Annotated in this window: 13 protein-coding genes and 1 pseudogene; 7 read left to right on the top strand and 7 right to left on the bottom strand. The window is 71.0% G+C overall.

What is annotated here, in order from left to right; translation table 11 throughout:
- Positions 1-112: 112 nt before the first annotated feature.
- The 3 genes from F3T56_RS46415 to F3T56_RS26730 all read left to right on the top strand — a co-directional run bounded on the left by F3T56_RS46415 (position 113) and on the right by F3T56_RS26730 (position 4,236).
- Entirely contained in the window at positions 113-265 is a 153-nt protein-coding gene (locus F3T56_RS46415; protein ID WP_172639154.1) for a hypothetical protein, read from the top strand.
- 814 nt (positions 266-1,079) lie between these two features.
- Positions 1,080-2,027 carry an oxidoreductase gene (locus tag F3T56_RS26735; RefSeq protein ID WP_149827914.1) on the top strand — a complete coding sequence of 316 codons (948 nt, stop codon included), beginning with the start codon at positions 1,080-1,082 and terminating at the stop codon, positions 2,025-2,027.
- Between the two features lie 226 nt (positions 2,028-2,253).
- Positions 2,254-4,236, top strand: a complete 1,983-nt coding sequence (locus tag F3T56_RS26730; RefSeq protein ID WP_149827913.1) for a zinc ribbon domain-containing protein — start codon at positions 2,254-2,256, stop codon at positions 4,234-4,236.
- Between the two features lie 11 nt (positions 4,237-4,247).
- Here F3T56_RS26730 and nirD read toward each other — a convergent pair whose 3' ends face one another.
- From nirD to F3T56_RS26715, 3 genes are read right to left on the bottom strand one after another with little or no spacing between them, the layout of a single operon-like run.
- Positions 4,248-4,598 (bottom strand): nitrite reductase small subunit NirD, encoded by a 351-nt coding sequence (gene nirD, locus F3T56_RS26725; protein WP_149827912.1) that lies wholly within the window; start codon positions 4,596-4,598, stop codon positions 4,248-4,250.
- Complete coding sequence (nirB, locus tag F3T56_RS26720; protein ID WP_149827911.1) at positions 4,595-7,210, bottom strand: nitrite reductase large subunit NirB; 2,616 nt, start codon at positions 7,208-7,210, stop codon at positions 4,595-4,597. Before nirB ends, nirD begins: the two co-directional genes overlap by 4 nt.
- On the bottom strand, positions 7,211-8,428 hold the full coding sequence (locus tag F3T56_RS26715; RefSeq protein ID WP_149827910.1) for an NAD(P)/FAD-dependent oxidoreductase: 1,218 nt from the start codon (positions 8,426-8,428) through the stop codon (positions 7,211-7,213). It lies immediately after the preceding gene.
- A 346-nt stretch (positions 8,429-8,774) separates the two neighbouring features.
- Between F3T56_RS26715 and F3T56_RS26710 the strand changes: the two genes are divergently transcribed.
- Positions 8,775-9,560: a sulfite exporter TauE/SafE family protein gene (locus F3T56_RS26710; RefSeq protein ID WP_149827909.1), complete on the top strand. Its 786-nt coding sequence runs from the start codon at positions 8,775-8,777 to the stop codon at positions 9,558-9,560.
- 6 nt (positions 9,561-9,566) lie between these two features.
- Here F3T56_RS26710 and F3T56_RS26705 read toward each other — a convergent pair whose 3' ends face one another.
- Positions 9,567-10,229, bottom strand: a complete 663-nt coding sequence (locus F3T56_RS26705; protein ID WP_425473626.1) for a class F sortase — start codon at positions 10,227-10,229, stop codon at positions 9,567-9,569.
- A gap of 96 nt (positions 10,230-10,325) precedes the next feature.
- The gene (locus tag F3T56_RS26700; protein ID WP_149827908.1) at positions 10,326-10,916 is read right to left on the bottom strand and encodes a hypothetical protein; all 591 of its coding nucleotides are present in this window, start codon (positions 10,914-10,916) and stop codon (positions 10,326-10,328) included.
- Between the two features lie 302 nt (positions 10,917-11,218).
- Here F3T56_RS26700 and F3T56_RS26695 point away from each other — a divergent pair, with 302 nt between their 5' ends.
- Positions 11,219-11,860, top strand: a complete 642-nt coding sequence (locus tag F3T56_RS26695; protein ID WP_149827907.1) for an NADPH-dependent FMN reductase — start codon at positions 11,219-11,221, stop codon at positions 11,858-11,860.
- A gap of 187 nt (positions 11,861-12,047) precedes the next feature.
- On the opposite strand, the gene F3T56_RS48245 is transcribed toward F3T56_RS26695, so the two are convergent.
- Positions 12,048-13,850, bottom strand: coding sequence for a sigma-70 family RNA polymerase sigma factor (locus F3T56_RS48245; RefSeq protein ID WP_246203899.1), 1,803 nt, complete (start codon positions 13,848-13,850; stop codon positions 12,048-12,050).
- Between the two features lie 212 nt (positions 13,851-14,062).
- Here F3T56_RS48245 and F3T56_RS26685 point away from each other — a divergent pair, with 212 nt between their 5' ends.
- Both F3T56_RS26685 and F3T56_RS26680 read left to right on the top strand, forming a co-directional pair.
- Complete coding sequence (locus F3T56_RS26685; protein WP_149827978.1) at positions 14,063-14,476, top strand: SsgA family sporulation/cell division regulator; 414 nt, start codon at positions 14,063-14,065, stop codon at positions 14,474-14,476.
- A gap of 230 nt (positions 14,477-14,706) precedes the next feature.
- Complete coding sequence (locus F3T56_RS26680) at positions 14,707-15,717, top strand: permease (protein ID WP_246203905.1); 1,011 nt, start codon at positions 14,707-14,709, stop codon at positions 15,715-15,717.
- A gap of 33 nt (positions 15,718-15,750) precedes the next feature.
- Here the strand turns inward: F3T56_RS26680 and F3T56_RS26675 are convergent.
- A pseudogene (locus tag F3T56_RS26675) lies at positions 15,751-16,901 on the bottom strand (RNA-guided endonuclease InsQ/TnpB family protein).
- Between the last annotated feature and the right edge of the window lie 15 nt (positions 16,902-16,916).

The following is a 16,916-nucleotide window of genomic DNA, read 5'->3' as shown; positions in this document are numbered from 1 at the left end:
GAGCTCGCGGGCCTTCGTCCGGCGGGGCAAGCCGACACAGGGCGGCGGGCCGGCCCCATCAGCGGCGTACGTCTTCTCCGGGCGGGTTCCGGTCGATTCCACCCGTGCGCTGGTGGCCCTTCAGCATCAGTCGGACATCCCCGACGAGGCGGATCGGCGCTATGCGACGCAGGCCCTGCTCGACCGCGTCCGCCCCGGCGGTCGGTTCGCCGACGACCTGACGCCGTTCAGCGACGACGAACCCGCCTGCATCTGCACTTGGTGACGACGACATGCTGCGCGTCGGGCGACTGGCCAGCGATCGGGGTACGGACCTCAGCACAGCCTCGCGGTCGAGGACGTCCCCGCCCTGCCAACAGTCACTTGACCTGCGATCCGAGGCAGAGCAATCCGATGCGCATGACGGGTTCACAAGAGGCGAATTGAAGGCGTAAGAGGCCACGGAATGACTCTTAAGACTTGCCTCTGTTGGCTATGGTGTAGCTACACGAAGCAGCCCCAAGTATAGGTTCGGCTGCAACTGAGGCCCACACGCGGAAGGGCCGAGCCCCCGGCTGCAACCGGCGGCTCGGCCAGTGTGTGAGATCGGGGTGGGTCCGGCTGATCTCGGGTCAGCCGGACCTATCTCAAGGCCCGTTCAGTCGAAACCCACCCTGCGTGCGCCGACTAGCGCAGCAGCATCACCACACACAGCGCGAACGGGGCCAGCGCACCCAGGATCGCAACCAGTGAGCGTACCCACCGGGGAAGATCCTCGGGCTCTCGTCCCTGTTCGTCCTCCACGTGCCTTCTCCTCTCGCCGAAGGTCACCCCACTGTGTGAGGACTCCGACCGCACGACGCGGCCAGAGGCGTGCGTGCGAGAGAGCAGGCGCCTCACACCTTACAGCGACCCCATGTCTCGCAGGGCATAACGAGACGTATTCCGGAAGGAGTTGTGAATGAGTCTCCCCTCCCACCCCGCATCCGATGGACTCGCCGCCCGGCACGGCCACCTGTGGCAGCCCCACAGTCTCCACCTGCCCCCGGTTGCCCGCGTACGCTCTCCAAGAAGGACCCCTTTGAGAGGGTGGTGACGTCATGGCGGGCTGGAACGCGCACGACATCCCCGATCAGACCGGCCGTACGGCCGTCGTCACGGGGGCCAACAGCGGCATCGGCTATGTCACCGCCCGTGAACTCGCCCGGCACGGCGCCCACGTGGTCCTCGCGTGCCGGAGCGAGGAGCGGGGTGCCGCGGCCCTGGACCGCATGACCTCCGAAGTCCCGGAGAGCAGCGTCGAGTTGATGCGGCTCGATCTCGGGGACCTGGACTCCGTACGGGAGTTCGCCGCGACGTACGGCCGTACCCACGACCGTACGCACGACGACCGCCTCGATCTGCTGATCAACAACGCGGGTGTGATGGCCGTGGTGGAGGGGCGGACGGCGGACGGTTTCGAGACGCAGTTCGGGACGAACCATCTCGGGCACTTCGCACTCACCGGGCTGCTGCTGCCCACCCTCCTGGCCACCCCCGGCGCACGGGTCGTGACCCTCTCCAGCGGCATGCACATGAGGGCGAACATCGACATCGACGACCTCAACAGCGAGCGCGCGTACGGTCGTTGGCTCGCCTACGCCCGCTCCAAGACGGCCAACCTGCTGTTCACGCACGAGCTGGCCCGGCGGCTCGCGGCCGCCGGCGCCGATGGCGTCGCGGCCGCCGCGCACCCCGGGTACGCGGCGACGAACCTCCAGACCTCCGGGCCGAGCGCGGAGGGCCGTAAGGGCATGGAGGCGTTCATGCGGATCGGCAACCGGTTCTTCGCCCAGTCCGCCGAGGCGGGCGCCCTGCCGACGCTGTACGCGGCCACCGCGCCCGGCGTCGAGCCGGACGCCTTCATCGGCCCGTCGTTCGCGATGTGGCGCGGCTCGCCCGCCGGGTCGCCCCGGGCCCCATGGACCCTCAACGACCGCGCCGGTGAACTCCTCTGGGAGGAGTCGGAGCGGATGACCGGGGTGATGTACGACCAGCTGAAGGCGTGAGGGGTGGTTCGCGCGCGAACCACCCCTCCTACGAGCTGAGCGACAGGCTCACGTGTTTCCTTTGGGATCCGTGGTGATCCGTAGTGGTGTGTGTCGTGTGTCGGTGTCATGTCGTGGGGCGGGCGCTGATGGCGGGGTCGTATGTGGGTGCGTGGATCGAATGCGTGACCTTGTCGTGGGTGTGTCGTTGATCGGATGACAGCACCATGGGTGAGGGGAGGGGCCGGTGAGCCGGAGGCTGCCGCTCGGCGAGGGCGAGACGGCCCGCACGGCCTGTGCTCGTGGTCTGCTGCGGTCGGCAGTGGTGGAGAGGACGGGCGAGGTGCTGTCGGCCGCCATGCTCGCGGAGCGGGTGGGCTGGGCGGCGGATCTGGTGTCCCGCATGGCCGCCGGGCTACTGGCGGAGCACTGGAACGCGGCCGGTGTGGAGGCGCTGGCTGCGGGCGTGGACGTCGAGGGTCGCGGGCTGCCGTCGCAGGCCTGGATGGCGCTGCGGCGGCTGGGCTGGACTGCGGTGCCGCCTGAGGGTGTGCGTGTCAATGACCGGGTCGTGCGCATGGCCCAGGAGCAGGCCGGGCGCCTGCTGCGGTCGGCCGCATGGCGGGCCGATGTGACCGGCGGGGTCATCGCCACGTGGCCCGCCGACCCGGTGAGGCGTACCCCTGAGGAGTGGGATGCCGTCCGTGAAGCCGTCCCCGATGGCAAGCACCTGCCGTCGGGTGTGATCAGGTCCCGGACCCGTCAGATCGCCGCCTTCGCAGGCAAGCACGGCCGCATGCCGGCCGACGTGTTCGAACTGGAGGCCGCGCCCCAGGCGGCGCGGATGCTGCTGCTGTCCGCCTGTGACAGCCAGCAGGCGACCATCGTCCGTACCGACGATCCGGGCCGGGCGCTGCTGCGGCTGCAGCTGCCCACCCGCCCCGACCCGCGCTCCTATGCGGACTGGGCGTGGGTGGCCTGCCCGATCACACTGCCGCCGACCGTCCCGCCCGGCGCGGTGCTGCACCTGCCCACCCTGCGCATCCACGCCGGCCGGGTCCACGCCGACCTCGCCCACAGCCACGCCGTGCCCACGGCCCGGCGCACCGGGCACACGACCGCACTCGGCGTGGACTGGGGCCTGAACACCCTGCTCAGCGCGGGCGCGGTCCGGCTGCACGACAACGGCACGATCACCGCTCTCGGAGGCGGTGCCCAGTTCCGCGCGGCCGGGGTGCTGGCCAAGCAGCACCGGCTACGCCGCGAGAGTGAGTACCTGCACGCCAAGACCGACCACTACCAGTGCCTCATCAACGACGCCGACGGCCACCGCCTGAGCGGCAGGCACGCTGTGCTGGCCGAGGAGATCCGGCACGTGTCGGCCCGGCGCTCCAACCTCAACGACGCGCTCGCCTGGTCCGCCGCACGGTGGACGGTCGACCAGGCCATCGCCGCCGGTGCGAGCGTGATCTACGTCGAGGACCTGCGCTCGATGGAGGCCTGCGGCATGGGCCGCACCCTCAACACCCGCCTGTCCCAGCAGGTACGAGGGCAGATCGTGGACCGGATGCGGCACCTGGCCGCCGAGACGGGCATCGCCGTCGTCACCGTCCCCGCCCGCGGCACCTCCCGGCACTGCCCCCGCTGCCTGGTCCCGCTGCGCCACCGCAAAGCCCCCGACCGGCCCACCACACCCGGCTGGAAATGGGCCACCTGCCCCAACTCCGACTGCGGCTGGCAGGGCGACCGCGACACCGGGGCGTGGCAGCGCATCGCCGCCCGCGGCCTCACCCACCAGACCAAGACCGTGGTGGACCGCGCCAGCGGGACCATGGCCATCCGCAGCGTGGTCGACACGCTCGAAGCCACCGCCGTGGTCGAACCGACCACCCCACCAGCCCGCCGGGACCGGTCCAAGACCGGACCCACCCGGCGCCGCACCCCACGCCCCGCGCCCAGGCGACGCAGGGCACCCTCCCCCACCGGCCCCTGCGGTCCGGCGGGCAAGCGTCCGGAGGGACACGCACCACAGGGCCGGACGAGGCTGCCCCGCGCAGCCCACCGGCACCAGGGCGTGACAACGATCAGCACAAGCACACCCACCACCCGCCGACACCGGCCCAGAGGGGCAGCACTGGGCGCAGGCTTCCACCTGCACGCCCACGCCACCCCACCACAGTGGGCAGAACCCACACCGAACCCCACGGTTCGCACAGGTTCGCTTAGCTGATCAGAGACGCTCTACGCCGCCCGCACCTCGTACGCCGTAATACGTACCGTCTCGTCGTCCAGGCACTGCCCGTTCTCCAGGTCGAAGCGCTGCTTCAGGAGCGGGGAGGCCACGAACGGGCGGCCCTGGTGGGTGCCGATGAGGCCGCGGGAGAGGACGGCGGCGCCGCCGAAGGGGTCGCGGTTGTCGATGGCGTACAGCTTGCCCGCGCGGTCCATGAAGAGCGCGGCCTGGTTGCCGTCGGGGAGCAGGGCGGCCACGCCGCGGCCCGGGGTCAGTACGGCCAGGTCGCAGACCGTGAACCAGCTGTCCGCCAGCCGCAGCTGGATCTTCACATCGGTTTTCTCGGGGGCCAGGGTCATCGCTGGGCGCTTCCTTCCAGGACTTCTTCGGCGGCGGCGGGCCGCAGGCCGATGGACAGCAGCGGCAGGTCGGGCTTGATCTGGTCGCGCTCGGGGACGAAGCCGACGACCGGGTCCGGGGTGTCCGGGGCGTTGACGAACGACACGAACCGGGCGAGCTTCTCGGGGTCGTTGATGGTGGAGGCCCACTCGTCGGCGTAGTGCGCGACGTGCGCGGTCATCAGCGACTCCAGCTCCTCGCAGATGCCGAGGGAGTCCTCCACGACCACGTCCCGTACGTGGTCCAGGCCGCCGGGGATCCGCTCCAGCCAGGTCGAGGTGCGTTCGAGACGGTCCGCCGTGCGGATGTAGAACATCAGGAACCGGTCGATCAGCTTGATCAGTTCGGCGTCGCTCAGATCCTGGGCCAGCAGGTCCGCGTGGCGCGGGGTCGCGCCGCCGTTGCCGCCGACGTAGAGGTTCCAGCCGTTCGACGTCGCGATGACGCCGAAGTCCTTCGACTGGGCCTCCGCGCACTCGCGGGCGCACCCGGAGACCGCCGACTTGAGCTTGTGCGGGGACCTCAGGCCCCGGTAGCGCAGCTCCAGGTCGATCGCCATGCGGACCGAGTCCTGTACGCCGTAGCGGCACCAGGTCTGGCCGACGCAGGACTTTACTGTGCGGAGGGACTTGCCGTAGGCGTGTCCCGATTCGAAGCCGGCGTCCACCAACCTCGTCCAGATCAGGGGGAGTTGTTCGACCCGCGCGCCGAACATGTCGATGCGCTGACCACCCGTGATCTTCGTGTAGAGACCGAAGTCGCGGGCGATCTCGCCGATCACGATCAGGCCCTCGGGGGTGATCTCACCGCCGGGGATGCGGGGGACGACCGAGTACGAGCCGTTCTTCTGGAGGTTGGCCAGGAAGTGGTCGTTGGTGTCCTGGAGCGCCGCCTGCTCGCCTTCGAGGACGTAGCCGTCGGCGCCGATCGTCGGGGCGAGGGAGGCGATGATCGAGCCGACCGCGGGCTTGCAGATCTCGCAGCCGTCGCCGCCCCGGGCGTCCTCGCGGCCGTACCGGTCGAGGAGGTCCTGGTACGTGTTGATGCGCAGGGCGAGGACGATCTCGTACAGCTCCTCGCGGGTCTGCGAGAAGCAGGCGCACAGGCCCTTGTCGACCTCGACGCCGCTGGCCTCCAGCTCGGCGGTGACCAGCTGGCCGAGCACCTTGACGCAGGAGCCGCAGGTCGTACCGGCCTTGGTGCACTTCTTCACCTCGGGCACGGTGGTGCACTTGTGCTCGGTGACCGCGCCGCGGATCGTGCCCTTGCGGACGTTGTTGCAGGAGCAGATGATCGCCTCGTCCGGCAGTGCGGACGGGCCGAGCTGCGCGCCGCCGCCGGAGCCCGCCGGGAGGACGAGCGACTCGGGTGAGACCGGCGGGACCGAACCGGTGAACGCCTTCAGCGTGCCGTACGCCTCCGCGTCGCCGACCAGGATGCCGCCGAGCAGCTCGCCGTCGCGGCCGATGACCAGCTTCTTGTAGACGCCCGAGCGGGAGTCGGAGTACACGACGTCCAGGCAGTCGGCGGTCACGCCGTGCGCGTCACCGAAGGAGGCGACATCGACGCCCAGCAGCTTCAGCTTCGTCGACATGTCCGCGCCCGTGAACGCGGCCTCGTCGGCGGCGATCGTCGCGGCGGCCGTCTCGGCCTGCTCGTAACCGGGGGCCACCAGGCCGTACACCCGGCCGTCCGCCGCCAGCGCGCACTCGCCGATCGCGAAGACGTGCGGGTCGGAGACGGTCCGGCACTGCTCGTCGACGGTGATGCCGCCGCGCTCGCCGACCGTGAGGCCGCATTCGCGGGCCAGCTGGTCGCGGGGGCGGACACCGGCGGAGAACACCACCATGTCGGTGGCGAGTTCGGAGCCGTCGGACAGCTTCATCCCGGTGACCGCGCCGTCCTCACCGACGACGATCTCCTGGGTGCCGACGCCCGTGTGGACGCTGAGCCCCATGTCCTCGATGGTGCGCAGCAGGGCCGCGCCACCGCCGTCGTCGACCTGCACGGGCATCAGCCGGGGCGCGAACTCCACGATGTGGGAGGTCAGCCCGAGACCCTTGAGGGCACCGGCCGCCTCAAGTCCGAGCAGACCGCCGCCGACGACGGCACCCACCTGGGCCTTGGTCTTCGCGTACTCCTCGATCGCGAGCAGGTCCTCGATCGTGCGGTAGACGAAGCAGCCCTCGGCGTCCTTGTTCGGGACCGGCGGCACGAAGGGGTACGAGCCGGTGGCGAGGACGAGGATGTCGTACTCGAAGACCTGGCCGGAGCGCGCGGTGACCTTCTTGGCCTCGCGGTCGACGGTCTCGGCCGGGTCGCCGACGAACAGCTCGATGCCGTGCTGCTCGATGAACGCCATGTCGGTCATCGACAGGTCCTCGGGCGTCTTGCCCGCGAAGTACGAGGTGAGCGCCACGCGGTCGTACGCCGGGCGCGGCTCCTCGCAGAGCACGACCACGCGGTGCGTGGCGGTCAGGCCGCGCTCGGCCAGCGCTTCGAGGAAGCGCTGGCCGACCATGCCGTGGCCGACGAGCACGATCGTGGGGGTGGCCCCCGGGGTGGCGGTCATTCAGGAGCCTCCATCGTTGGTGAGCAGGTGGAGCAGGGGAGCGCCGTTCGCGGGGAGCGGCTCTGCTCCCTCCCAGGCGCGGGCGAGCGCGCCCACGGTGCCGAGTTCGCCGACGAGCACCCCGCCGACCAGGCGGTCGTCGCGGACGACGACCTTGCGGTAGGTGCCGCGGGTGGCGTCGGCGAGCTGGATGACGTCGTCACCCGGCTGGGGCTCGGGCTCGCCGAACGCGGCGAGATCGAGGAAGTCCTGTCCGGCGAGCGTCAGGCGGGTCAGGGCGCGGGTTCCGGTGTAGCGGGAGTCCGCGTTCCCGGCCAGCAACTCGGCCAGGGCATCGGCCTGTTCGAGCGCCGGGGTGGCGAGGCCGTAGACCGTGCCCTCGAATTGAACGCAGTCGCCGATCGCGTGGATGTGCGGGTCGGAGGTGCGCAGCTCCTCGTCGACGATGACGCCCTTGTGCACCGCGAGCCCCGCCTCCTGGGCGAGACCCACCCGGGGGTGGACGCCGCAGGCGATGACCACGAGGTCCGCGTCGAGCGCGTACCCGTCGGCCATCGACACCGACCGTACGGCCCCGCCGACGCTGCGGACGGCCCGTACGCGGGTCTCGGTGTGCACCTCGACGCCGAGGTCGGCGAGGTGTCGACGCACCAACTTCGAGGCGGACGGGTCGAGTTGACGCTCCATCAGCCGCTCGCCCTGCTGGGCGAGGACGACCTGGGCGCCGCGCAGGGCGAGCGCGCGGGCGGCGGAGACCCCGAGGAGCCCGCCGCCGATCACGACGGCCCGTACACCCGGCCGTACCGCCTTCGACAGCCCCAGACAGTCGTCCATGGTCCGGAACGCGTGCACCCCGTCGGGGAACTCGTGCCGCTCCGGGTCCCAGAGACCGCGCAGCGGCGGCAGCACCGGGTTCGACCCGGTCGCCAGCACGAGCGTGTCGTATGCGATCTCCGCACCGTCCGCGAGATGTACGGCTCGCATCTCGCGGTCGATACGGACCACCCGGCCGCGCGTCAGCTCGGCGGGGGCGGGCAGCGCGATCACCTCGGGGGCGTACCGCCCGGCCAGGACCTCGGCGAGCAGCACCCGGTTGTACGGTGTGTGCTCCTCCTCGCCGATCAGCGTGGCGGGCATGCCGAGCTCTCCGAGCCGCCGGGCGAGACGTACACCCGCGAGGCCGGAGCCGATCACCACCACACGCTCATCCGAGGTCATGCCCTTGAGCGTGCGGTGCCGGTGTTACCCGACCGCATCGCGTCTGTTTCCCACGAGGAACGCTGCCCTCCCCACGGCCCCGAGGGGAGTGTGAGGGGTTTCCGGCCCGGTGGGGTGGGGTGTGAGGATGCCCGGGAAGGCGCCGCTGACCTGGTGATACGAGGGTGTCGCGGGCGTATACGGGAGGGCGGGGGGCAGCGTACGGCTGGGGCGCGCGCTCCGGGGCGTTTCGGGGTGTTCCGGCCCGCCGGTGTCGTAGCTCACGTCGGACTCTCGCCGCCCGCAACCTCAGAAGACCCTCAGGTCGATGGACGGCACACCTACCTCGCCCCATAAGGTCGCGATCATGCCCGACATATCACTGACCATGGTCGTCGTCCTGTGCCTCGCCGCCCTCGCGGCCGGATGGATCGACGCGGTGGTGGGCGGCGGCGGGCTGCTGCTCCTCCCCGCGCTCCTCCTCGGCCTGCCGAACGGCGCCTCGGCCGCCCAGTACGCGCTCGGCACCAACAAGGCGGTCGCGATCGTCGGCACGACAGGCGCGGCGGTGACGTACGCGCGCCGCACCCCGGTCGACGTGAGGATCGCCGTACGGATCGGTCTGGCGGCCCTCGCCGGCTCGACGGCCGGCGCCTTCGTGGCCGCCGGAATGAGCACGGACATCCTGAAGCCGGTGGTCATGGTGGTGCTGCTGGCCGTCGGCGCCTTCGTGATCCTCCGCCCCTCCTTCGGCACCGCCCCCGCCACCGGCCCGGTCTCCGCGCGCCGCGTCCTTGCCGCGATCGGCCTCGCGGGGGTCGGCATCGGCTTCTACGACGGCCTCATCGGCCCCGGCACCGGCACCTTCCTCGTCCTGACCCTGACCGCCGTCCTCCACCTCGACCTGGTCACCGCCTCTGCCACCGCCAAGATCGTCAACTGCTGCACCAACGCCGGAGCCCTGGCCACGTTCGCCTGGAAGGGCACGGTGTACTGGCAGCTGGCGGCCCTGATGGCGGTCTTCAACCTCGTCGGCGGGACGGTCGGGGCACGGACCGCGCTCAAGAAGGGGAGCGGCTTCGTCCGGGTCGTGCTGCTGACGGTGGTGTTCACGCTGGTGACGAAGATGGCGTACGAGCAGTGGCTGGCGTGACGTGTCCTAGGGACGGCTGTCCGTGAGGTGGGCGAAGACGACGACGTTGCCCCGGTAGCCGGTGCCCTTCGTGTAACCGCCGCCGCAGGTGATCACGCGGAGCTCGGGCCGGTCGGCCGCGCCGTACACCTTCTCGTCGGGGAAGGCGCGGGCGTCGAACACCTCGACGGCGTGCACGGTGAAGAGGGCGAGGCTGCCGTCGCGCCGCTCGACCTCGATACGGGCGCCCCTTTTCAGCGCGCCGAGCCGGTAGAAGACGGCGGGGCCGTCGGCGTTGTCGACGTGCCCGGCGACGATCGCGGTGCCCTTCTCACCGGGCGTCGTGCCGGACTCGTACCAGCCGGCGAGGTTCTTCCGCTCGGCGGGCGGCACGTCGAGGCTGCCGGTGGGGGTGAGGCCGAGGCCCATGAGGGGGGCGTCCACGCGGATGGCGGGGATGCGCACACGGTCGGGCGGGGAGGGAGGAAGGGCTGGGACGGGGGGCGGCTGTGTGGGGGGCCGGCCGCGGTGGGCCTGCGCGGCGGACGGCTGCGGTGGCGGGTGGGACGCGATGCCGTCGCGCAGCAGCCACGTGCCGGAGCAGAGGGCGATGAGGGTGACGCCCGCTATGAGGGTGTTGGAGAAGCGGCGCACACGGGCCTCCTCTCGCGCCCGAGGGTTGTCCCTCATCTCTGTGTCTCCCTGTTCCTCCCCTCCGGGCCGAGGGGCGTCGGGCCCGGAGGGGAGGGATGGCGGTACCGGCGGACGGACTGCGGAGGGCGTCCGTCAGATCCCGTCGCCTCTCGCCCGGCGATGCAGGAGCCAGGTACCGCCCGCGGCGGCGACGGCCAGAGCCGCCACACCCGCCGCGGTCTGCACGGGGTCGGGGCCGAGTGCGCCACCGACCCCCGTCTTCACACTGCCCCTCGGATGCGCCGGCGGCGCCGTACGCGTACCGGTGAGGGCGACCACGAGGTCCCCGGCGACCCGGCGGTCACCGTTCGCGCAGTCCGCGACGATCTCGTACGTCCCCGGCTGCGCACTCGGCGGCACCTCGAACCGTCCCTCGGCCTCGCCCTGCCCGGAGTCCGGTGCGTCCTCCGGTGCCAGGGAGAAGGGGCCGGCCCCCACCGCGCTGGCGTCACCCGCCGCGGAACCGTCCGCGCCGCAGGCCGCCGTGGTGACGGTGACCTCGTCGCCGGGGACGACCTGCGCCGGGGACACCTCCAGCCGTCCGTCGCCCTCCCCGCCGTACGCCGGCGCGGCCGCGGCGACGAGGGTCGCGACGGCGACGGCGGCGGCTCCGGTGAGGGCGCCGGTGAGAGCCACCGCGGTGGCGAGCGCGGTTCCGGCCGGCGGCGGGGTGGTACGTCGCATCGTGCTCTGCTCCTCCGAGAGTCCACCTTGCCCTTCCGAGGTAAGTGGCAGACAGGTCGGAGCGCTTCCTGATGAGGCGTCAGAAATGATGTGAATGGGTGTCAGGGGGATGGCGGCGGAGGGTGGGGAGGGGGGCGTTTGAGCAGGTCACCGGCTGTGCGGAGGCTGTGCCGGGGATGAGATGGGGAAGAGGGGGCCGTGGGGGTGTGAACGGGTGATCGGGCGGCTTGGCGGGGCGGCTTGGCGGGGCAGCTTGGTGGGAGCTTGACCTCAAGCAAAGTTGAGGTACGAGGGTGGTGGCCATGAAGACCGCAACGGATACCCACGCAGACGTCCGCACCGCCCCCTCCGCCGCTTCCACCTTCACCTCCTCCGCCCCGGTTCGGGTGACGGTGGTCGTCGGCAGCAACCGCACCGGCCGCTTCGGCCCGGTGGTCGCCGAGTGGTTGCTGGGCCGGGTGCGCGAGCACGACGACTTCGAGGTGGACGTCGTGGACGTCGCCGAGACCGACCTCCCGACGACCTTCGCCCCGACCCCCGAGGTCACGGCACAACTGGCCGAGATCACGCCGAAACTGGCCACCGCCGAGGCATTCGTCGTCCTGACCCCCGAGTACAACCACTCCTACCCCGCGGCCCTGAAGAACCTCATCGACTGGCACTTCCACGAGTGGCGCGCCAAACCGGTCGCCCTCGTCTCCTACGGCGGCCTCTCGGGCGGCCTGCGCGCTGTCGAACACCTACGCCAGGTCTTCGCCGAACTCCACGCCACCACCGTCCGCGACACGGTCTCCTTCCACCAGGCCCACGCCTCCTTCGACGACATGGGCCACCTGAAGGAACCCTCCGCCCCGACGGCTGCCGCGAAGGTGATGCTGGATCAGCTGGCGTGGTGGGGGAGGGCACTGAGGGAGGCGAAGGAGAGGCGGCCGTATGGGGGGTGAGGTGCGGGGAGTGACGTAACGAAAAGGCCTGCCTCAACGCTGAGGCAGGCCTTTTCGTATGGGGCCACAACAACCGCGCCCCAAAGGGGCGCGGGACTGTATCGATTTGCGGCTCCGCCGCGTGGGCGCGAGCGACCACAATCAACCCGCAGCCGCCCTACATCGATCCCCTACGGCGATTAGGCACTCACTCCTCGCAACCGCCCCCGGGATCCCCAGGCGCAGGCGGCTCAGCGGGCGCCGGCTCTTCCGGCGCCGGGGGAGTGGGCGTCTCGGCGTCCGGCGTTTCGGTGTCGGGGGTCTCAGCCTCCGGGACCTCCGCGCCCGGCTCCTCGGCATCGGGGTAACCGGTGTCCGGGTCGTCCGGACTGTCCGGAGCATCCGGAGTATCCGGGATATCCGGAGCCTCGGGCGTCTCAGGCTCATCCGGCGTATCCGGAACCTCCGGAGTACCGCCCCCCGGAGGCTCCGGCGTGTCCGCCCCCGGCTCGTCGTCCGTCGGCTTGTCGTCCTCCCCGCCCGTACCGCCGCCCCCGTTCCCGGGCTTGTCGTCGCCCCCGTCTCCACCGTTCGTCGGCTTCTCAGGTTCCGCATCCGAGTCCGGGCCCGTGCTGTCCGGCGGCGGGGTGTCGTCCTGCGGCGCGGTCTCGTCCGGCGGTGACGCATCGTCATCGTCCTCCGCCGGAACCTCGGCGGGCGGTTGACCGGGCTCATCGTCGTCCTCCACCTGGCCCACGGAGGTGTCACCGTCGTCACGGCCCACGTCGACCGAGGCGACGGCCCCGCTGTCCGACCGCCCCGACTCGCTCTCCCCCTCCCCGGGCACGGCCGCGGCATCCGTCCTGGCGTCCCGCCGCTCGGCCACGTCGGTCGAGGGAACCTCCGGCGGTCGTGGCGCCGCCGGAGCCTGCGCCACAGGCATCCGCTGCGGCGGAACCGCGGCCGGGTCGAGGGACCCGAGGACGATGCCGGCCGCGACGGCGGCGGCAGCGACGGCCGCTCCGACCCCCGCCGCGGTGGGCGCCTTGACCTTCGCACTCCCGCTCGCGGCCTGCCGTACGGCGTGCAACAGCTGACCACCACCGGCGTGACCGCTCGCCGCACCCAACGCCGAGGCGGCCCCCGCCGACCCGGCGGTGAGGGACAGCAGAAGCTTGCCCCCGCCACCGCCCACGACGAAGACCAGCAGGGCCGGACCGACAAGCGCGGGGAGGCGGTCGTTCGTGCGCATCAGGACCGCGAGCCGGGCACTGCAGTCGTCGCACTCGTCGACATGGCTGAGCAGTTGCTCGGACTGTCGCGGGGTCGCCGTACCGCGCACGTACGCGGGCATGCGCCCCCAACGCACCTGGCACGCCGGATCGACCGGCGCCCCTTCCTGCTCGCGCAGGAACGCCTGACGCATGCCCTCACGCGCCCGGTGCAACAGCACCGCCGTCGCGCCCTGCTTGGCGCCGATGCGCTGTCCGACCGTCTCCAGCGGCTGCCCCTCCGCCTCGGCGAGCCACAGCGCCTGCACCCACCGCTCGGGCAACTGGCCCAGCACCCGCACCAACAGGTCGACGGAAGAGACCTGTTCGGCGGGGTCGGCGGCGACGTCGTCCGCGTGGGCGCCGGTCTCGACCCGTTCGGGGGCGGTCGGATCCTGCGGCGTCTCCCGCGTCGCGCTCCCGACCGTGACCGCGAGATGTTTGACCGTCGTCATCAGATACGCCGGTACGTTCTCGATCTCATGCCCCGCCGACAGTCGCCGCCACACACGGAAGTGCGCCTCGGCGACCAGGTCCTCGGCCGTCCAGGCGTTACGGGTGAGGGAGCGCGCGTACGCGACGAGGCGCGGATGCTGCTCCTCGTAGATCCGGGTGTACGCGGCGGTCGCGGACGCGGACGCGGACATGGAACTGGGCGAACTGGGCGCGGGCGCGGACCCCTGAGCCGGAACAACGGGCGCAGCGGGTACGGCGGGCACGGTGGCGTGACCGTCGGTCATGGAGGAAGGCTCTCTAGTCGCCTGCTAATGGGACGAGGTTGATTTTGTAAGGCTGGATGACAAACACGTACAGTAATCGCGAAAGAGTGACTCACGTCACGGAAGTTGACGTGAGTAACGCGTAATGCCCAGGTACTCCGCGAGGTCGAGAAGGGCGTCGGGGCCAACTGGCCGCCCACTCAACCGCACTCGGAGAACTTCACATGGACAACATGGACACCGCCCTCGCACAGCCCGCCCGTGCCCGCCTCATCACCCCCGACTACCAGGAGGTCGCGGTCCGCGCCACGCTGCGCTACACCGCCGCCGACCCCTACGCCGTGCACATCGACTTCCCCGGCAGCGCCTCGCTGGACGACGCGAGCGTGACGTGGGCGTTCGCCCGTGCCCTGTTGGACGAGGGGTTGAGCGGCCCTGCCGGGATAGGCGACGTCCACATCTGGCCCTGCGGACGGGCCCGCACGGTCGTCGAACTCAACTCCCCGCACGGCCTGGCGATGATCCACTTCGAAACGGCCGCCCTCCGCCGCTTCCTGCGCCGCTCCTACGCCGTCGTCGGTGCCGGCGGCGAGGACTTGGCACCGGTCCTCGACGAGGGCCTGGAATCGCTCCTCGGCGGGGTGTGAAGCGATGGGACGCGGTGCCGTAGACCGCTATGTTCGATCCGTTCGATCTGATCGTCCTACATTCGGCGTCGAGATCGTCGGGCCCGTCGACCTCGTCGGGCCCGCCGGGACTCTTGAGATCCTTGAGATCCTTGAGTTCGGGTGGGAGGGCCGGGATGCGGAAGGCGCATCGACCGGCGGGGAAGGTGGGGGCAGTGACGGAGAGGGAGACGGTTGTCGCGCCGGCCCCGGTGACGACCGGCGCCGATGCCGGGTCCGATACCGACGAGGCCCCCATACGCGACTGGCCCCGGCACTGGCCCCTGCTGCTCCTTGGCGCGGCGGTCATCCCCGGCGTGGTGCTCTACCTCGTCGGCCGGGGGACGGACAACCCCGCCATCGACGCCTGGCGGACGGTCTGCCTCTCCATCACCGTGCAGGCGTTGCCGTTCCTGCTGCTCGGCACGGCCCTGTCCGGCGCCATCAACGCGTTCGTGCCGGCCCGGGTGTTCAGCAAGGTGCTGCCGAGGAGGCCCGCGCTGGCCGTACCGGTCGCGGGCGCGGCCGGGGTCGTCCTCCCCGGTTGCGAGTGCGCGTCCGTACCGGTCGCGAACAGCCTGATACGCCGAGGGGTCAATCCCGCCGCCGCCTTCGCGTTCCTTCTCTCGGCCCCGGCCGTCAACCCGATCGTCCTGACCGCGACGGCCGTCGCCTTCCCCGGCAGCCCCGCCATGGTGCTGGCCCGGCTGCTCGCATCGCTGCTCGCGGCCGCCACGATGGGCTGGCTGTGGCTCTGGCTAGGCCGAGAGGAATGGCTCAAGTCCAACCCCGTACGCCACACCGGACACCGCCCCGGCCACAGCCGTTGGACGGAGTTCCGGCTCGGCTTCCAGCACGACTTCCTGCACGCGGGCGGCTTCCTCGTCGTCGGCGCCATGGCGGCGGCCACCTTCAACGTGGCGGTCCCGCGCTCCGTCCTCGACACGGTCGCCGACTCACCCTGGCTGTCGGTACTGTTCCTCGCCGCGCTCGCGATCCTCCTCTCGGTCTGCTCCGAGGCCGACGCGTTCGTCGCCGCCTCCCTGACCGGCTTCTCCCCCCTCGCGCGGCTCACGTTCATGGTGGTCGGCCCGATGGTCGACCTGAAGCTGATCGCCCTCCAGACAGGCACCTTCGGCCGGGCCTTCGCCCTCCGCTTCTCCGCCGCCACCGCCGTCGTCGCCGTCCTGAGCAGCGTCCTGATCGGAGCCGTACTGCTTTGAATGCTCCCCTCGTAAACGAAAGGGATTCCTGGCTCAGGCAGCCTTCCGGACCGGCGGTCCGGAAGGTCTTACGCCCTCAGCACCAGCCGGGTTCAGACCTGCCCGGAGGAGCATCACGTGGGCGGAGTTCTTGTCTCTGGGAGAGACGGCCCCGCACGCGATGCAGGTGTAGGTGCGTTCGGACAGCGGGAGTGCGTGCTTGGTTCTCGCTCCGCAACGTCCGCAGTCCATGGTGGTGTGCGCGGGGTGCACCAAGCGCACGTCCCGCGCGTGCTTGCGCCCCATCTCGGTCAGGGCCCGCTTGGTGGCGCCGATCGCGGCATCGGCAGCCTTGCGGGCCATCGTTGTCCCAGCGAGGAACTTTGGGCGGAGTCCTCCACAGCGATGGCATCGTGATCGCGCATGACTCGTTTCGCCCATTTGCGGGCGGTGTCTTGCCGTTGCCGGGCGATCTTCTTGTGAGTCTTGGCGCGCAGATGCTTCGCTTCGCGGTAGCCCTTGGACGCGGCCTGCCCCTTCTTGGGTTTACGCCGGGCCATCATCCTTTCGTACCGGCTCAGTTTGGCCTGGCCCTTCTTTCCGTGCCCGATGTGTGGGAGGTCGTGTGCGTCCGAAGTGGTGGTCGCAGTCTCCCGCACACCCCAGTCCACGCCGATCACTGCTCCGGTCGCGGGGAGCGGCTGGACCTCGGCGGGCACGACGAACGAGGCGTACCACTTCCCGATGCTGTCGCGGTACACGCGTACGCTGGAAGGTGCAGCGGGCAACCGACGCGACCACACCACTGTCAGCACGATTCCGCGCGCCAAGTGCAGGTGCCCGTCCTTCAATTGGAACCCGCGCCGGGTGTAATTCAGCGTCGGGGCCGCTTCACGTTTCTTCTTATACTTGGGCATCCCGGCCCGTTGCCGCAGGGGCAGGCGGTCCTTGATGTCCTTCTGCGCCTTCGTACGGGAGCGGCCGAAGTCCCGGATGGCCTGCTGCTGCGGGACCGAGCTTCCGGCGCGTAGCCAAGGCGTGTGCTCGCGTGCCTCAGTCAGCATGCGGTCCAGTTGCGCCGGGCCGCAGGTCTGCCGGTGCTCGGGGTGCGCTTGGTTGTGCGCGTACACGGCCTTCGACTTGGCTACGCACTGTCGGGTAGCCGGAGCCCGTCGCCGGGCCCCGGCCCCCTCAGAACCGTGCATGCCGGTTTCCCGGCA

It is taken from the genome of Streptomyces tailanensis (assembly GCF_008386495.1).
GTDB classification, from domain to species: domain Bacteria; phylum Actinomycetota; class Actinomycetes; order Streptomycetales; family Streptomycetaceae; genus Streptomyces; species Streptomyces tailanensis.
The sequence above is the reverse complement of the archived record's forward strand: the minus strand, read 5'-3'. Positions and strand labels throughout refer to the sequence as shown.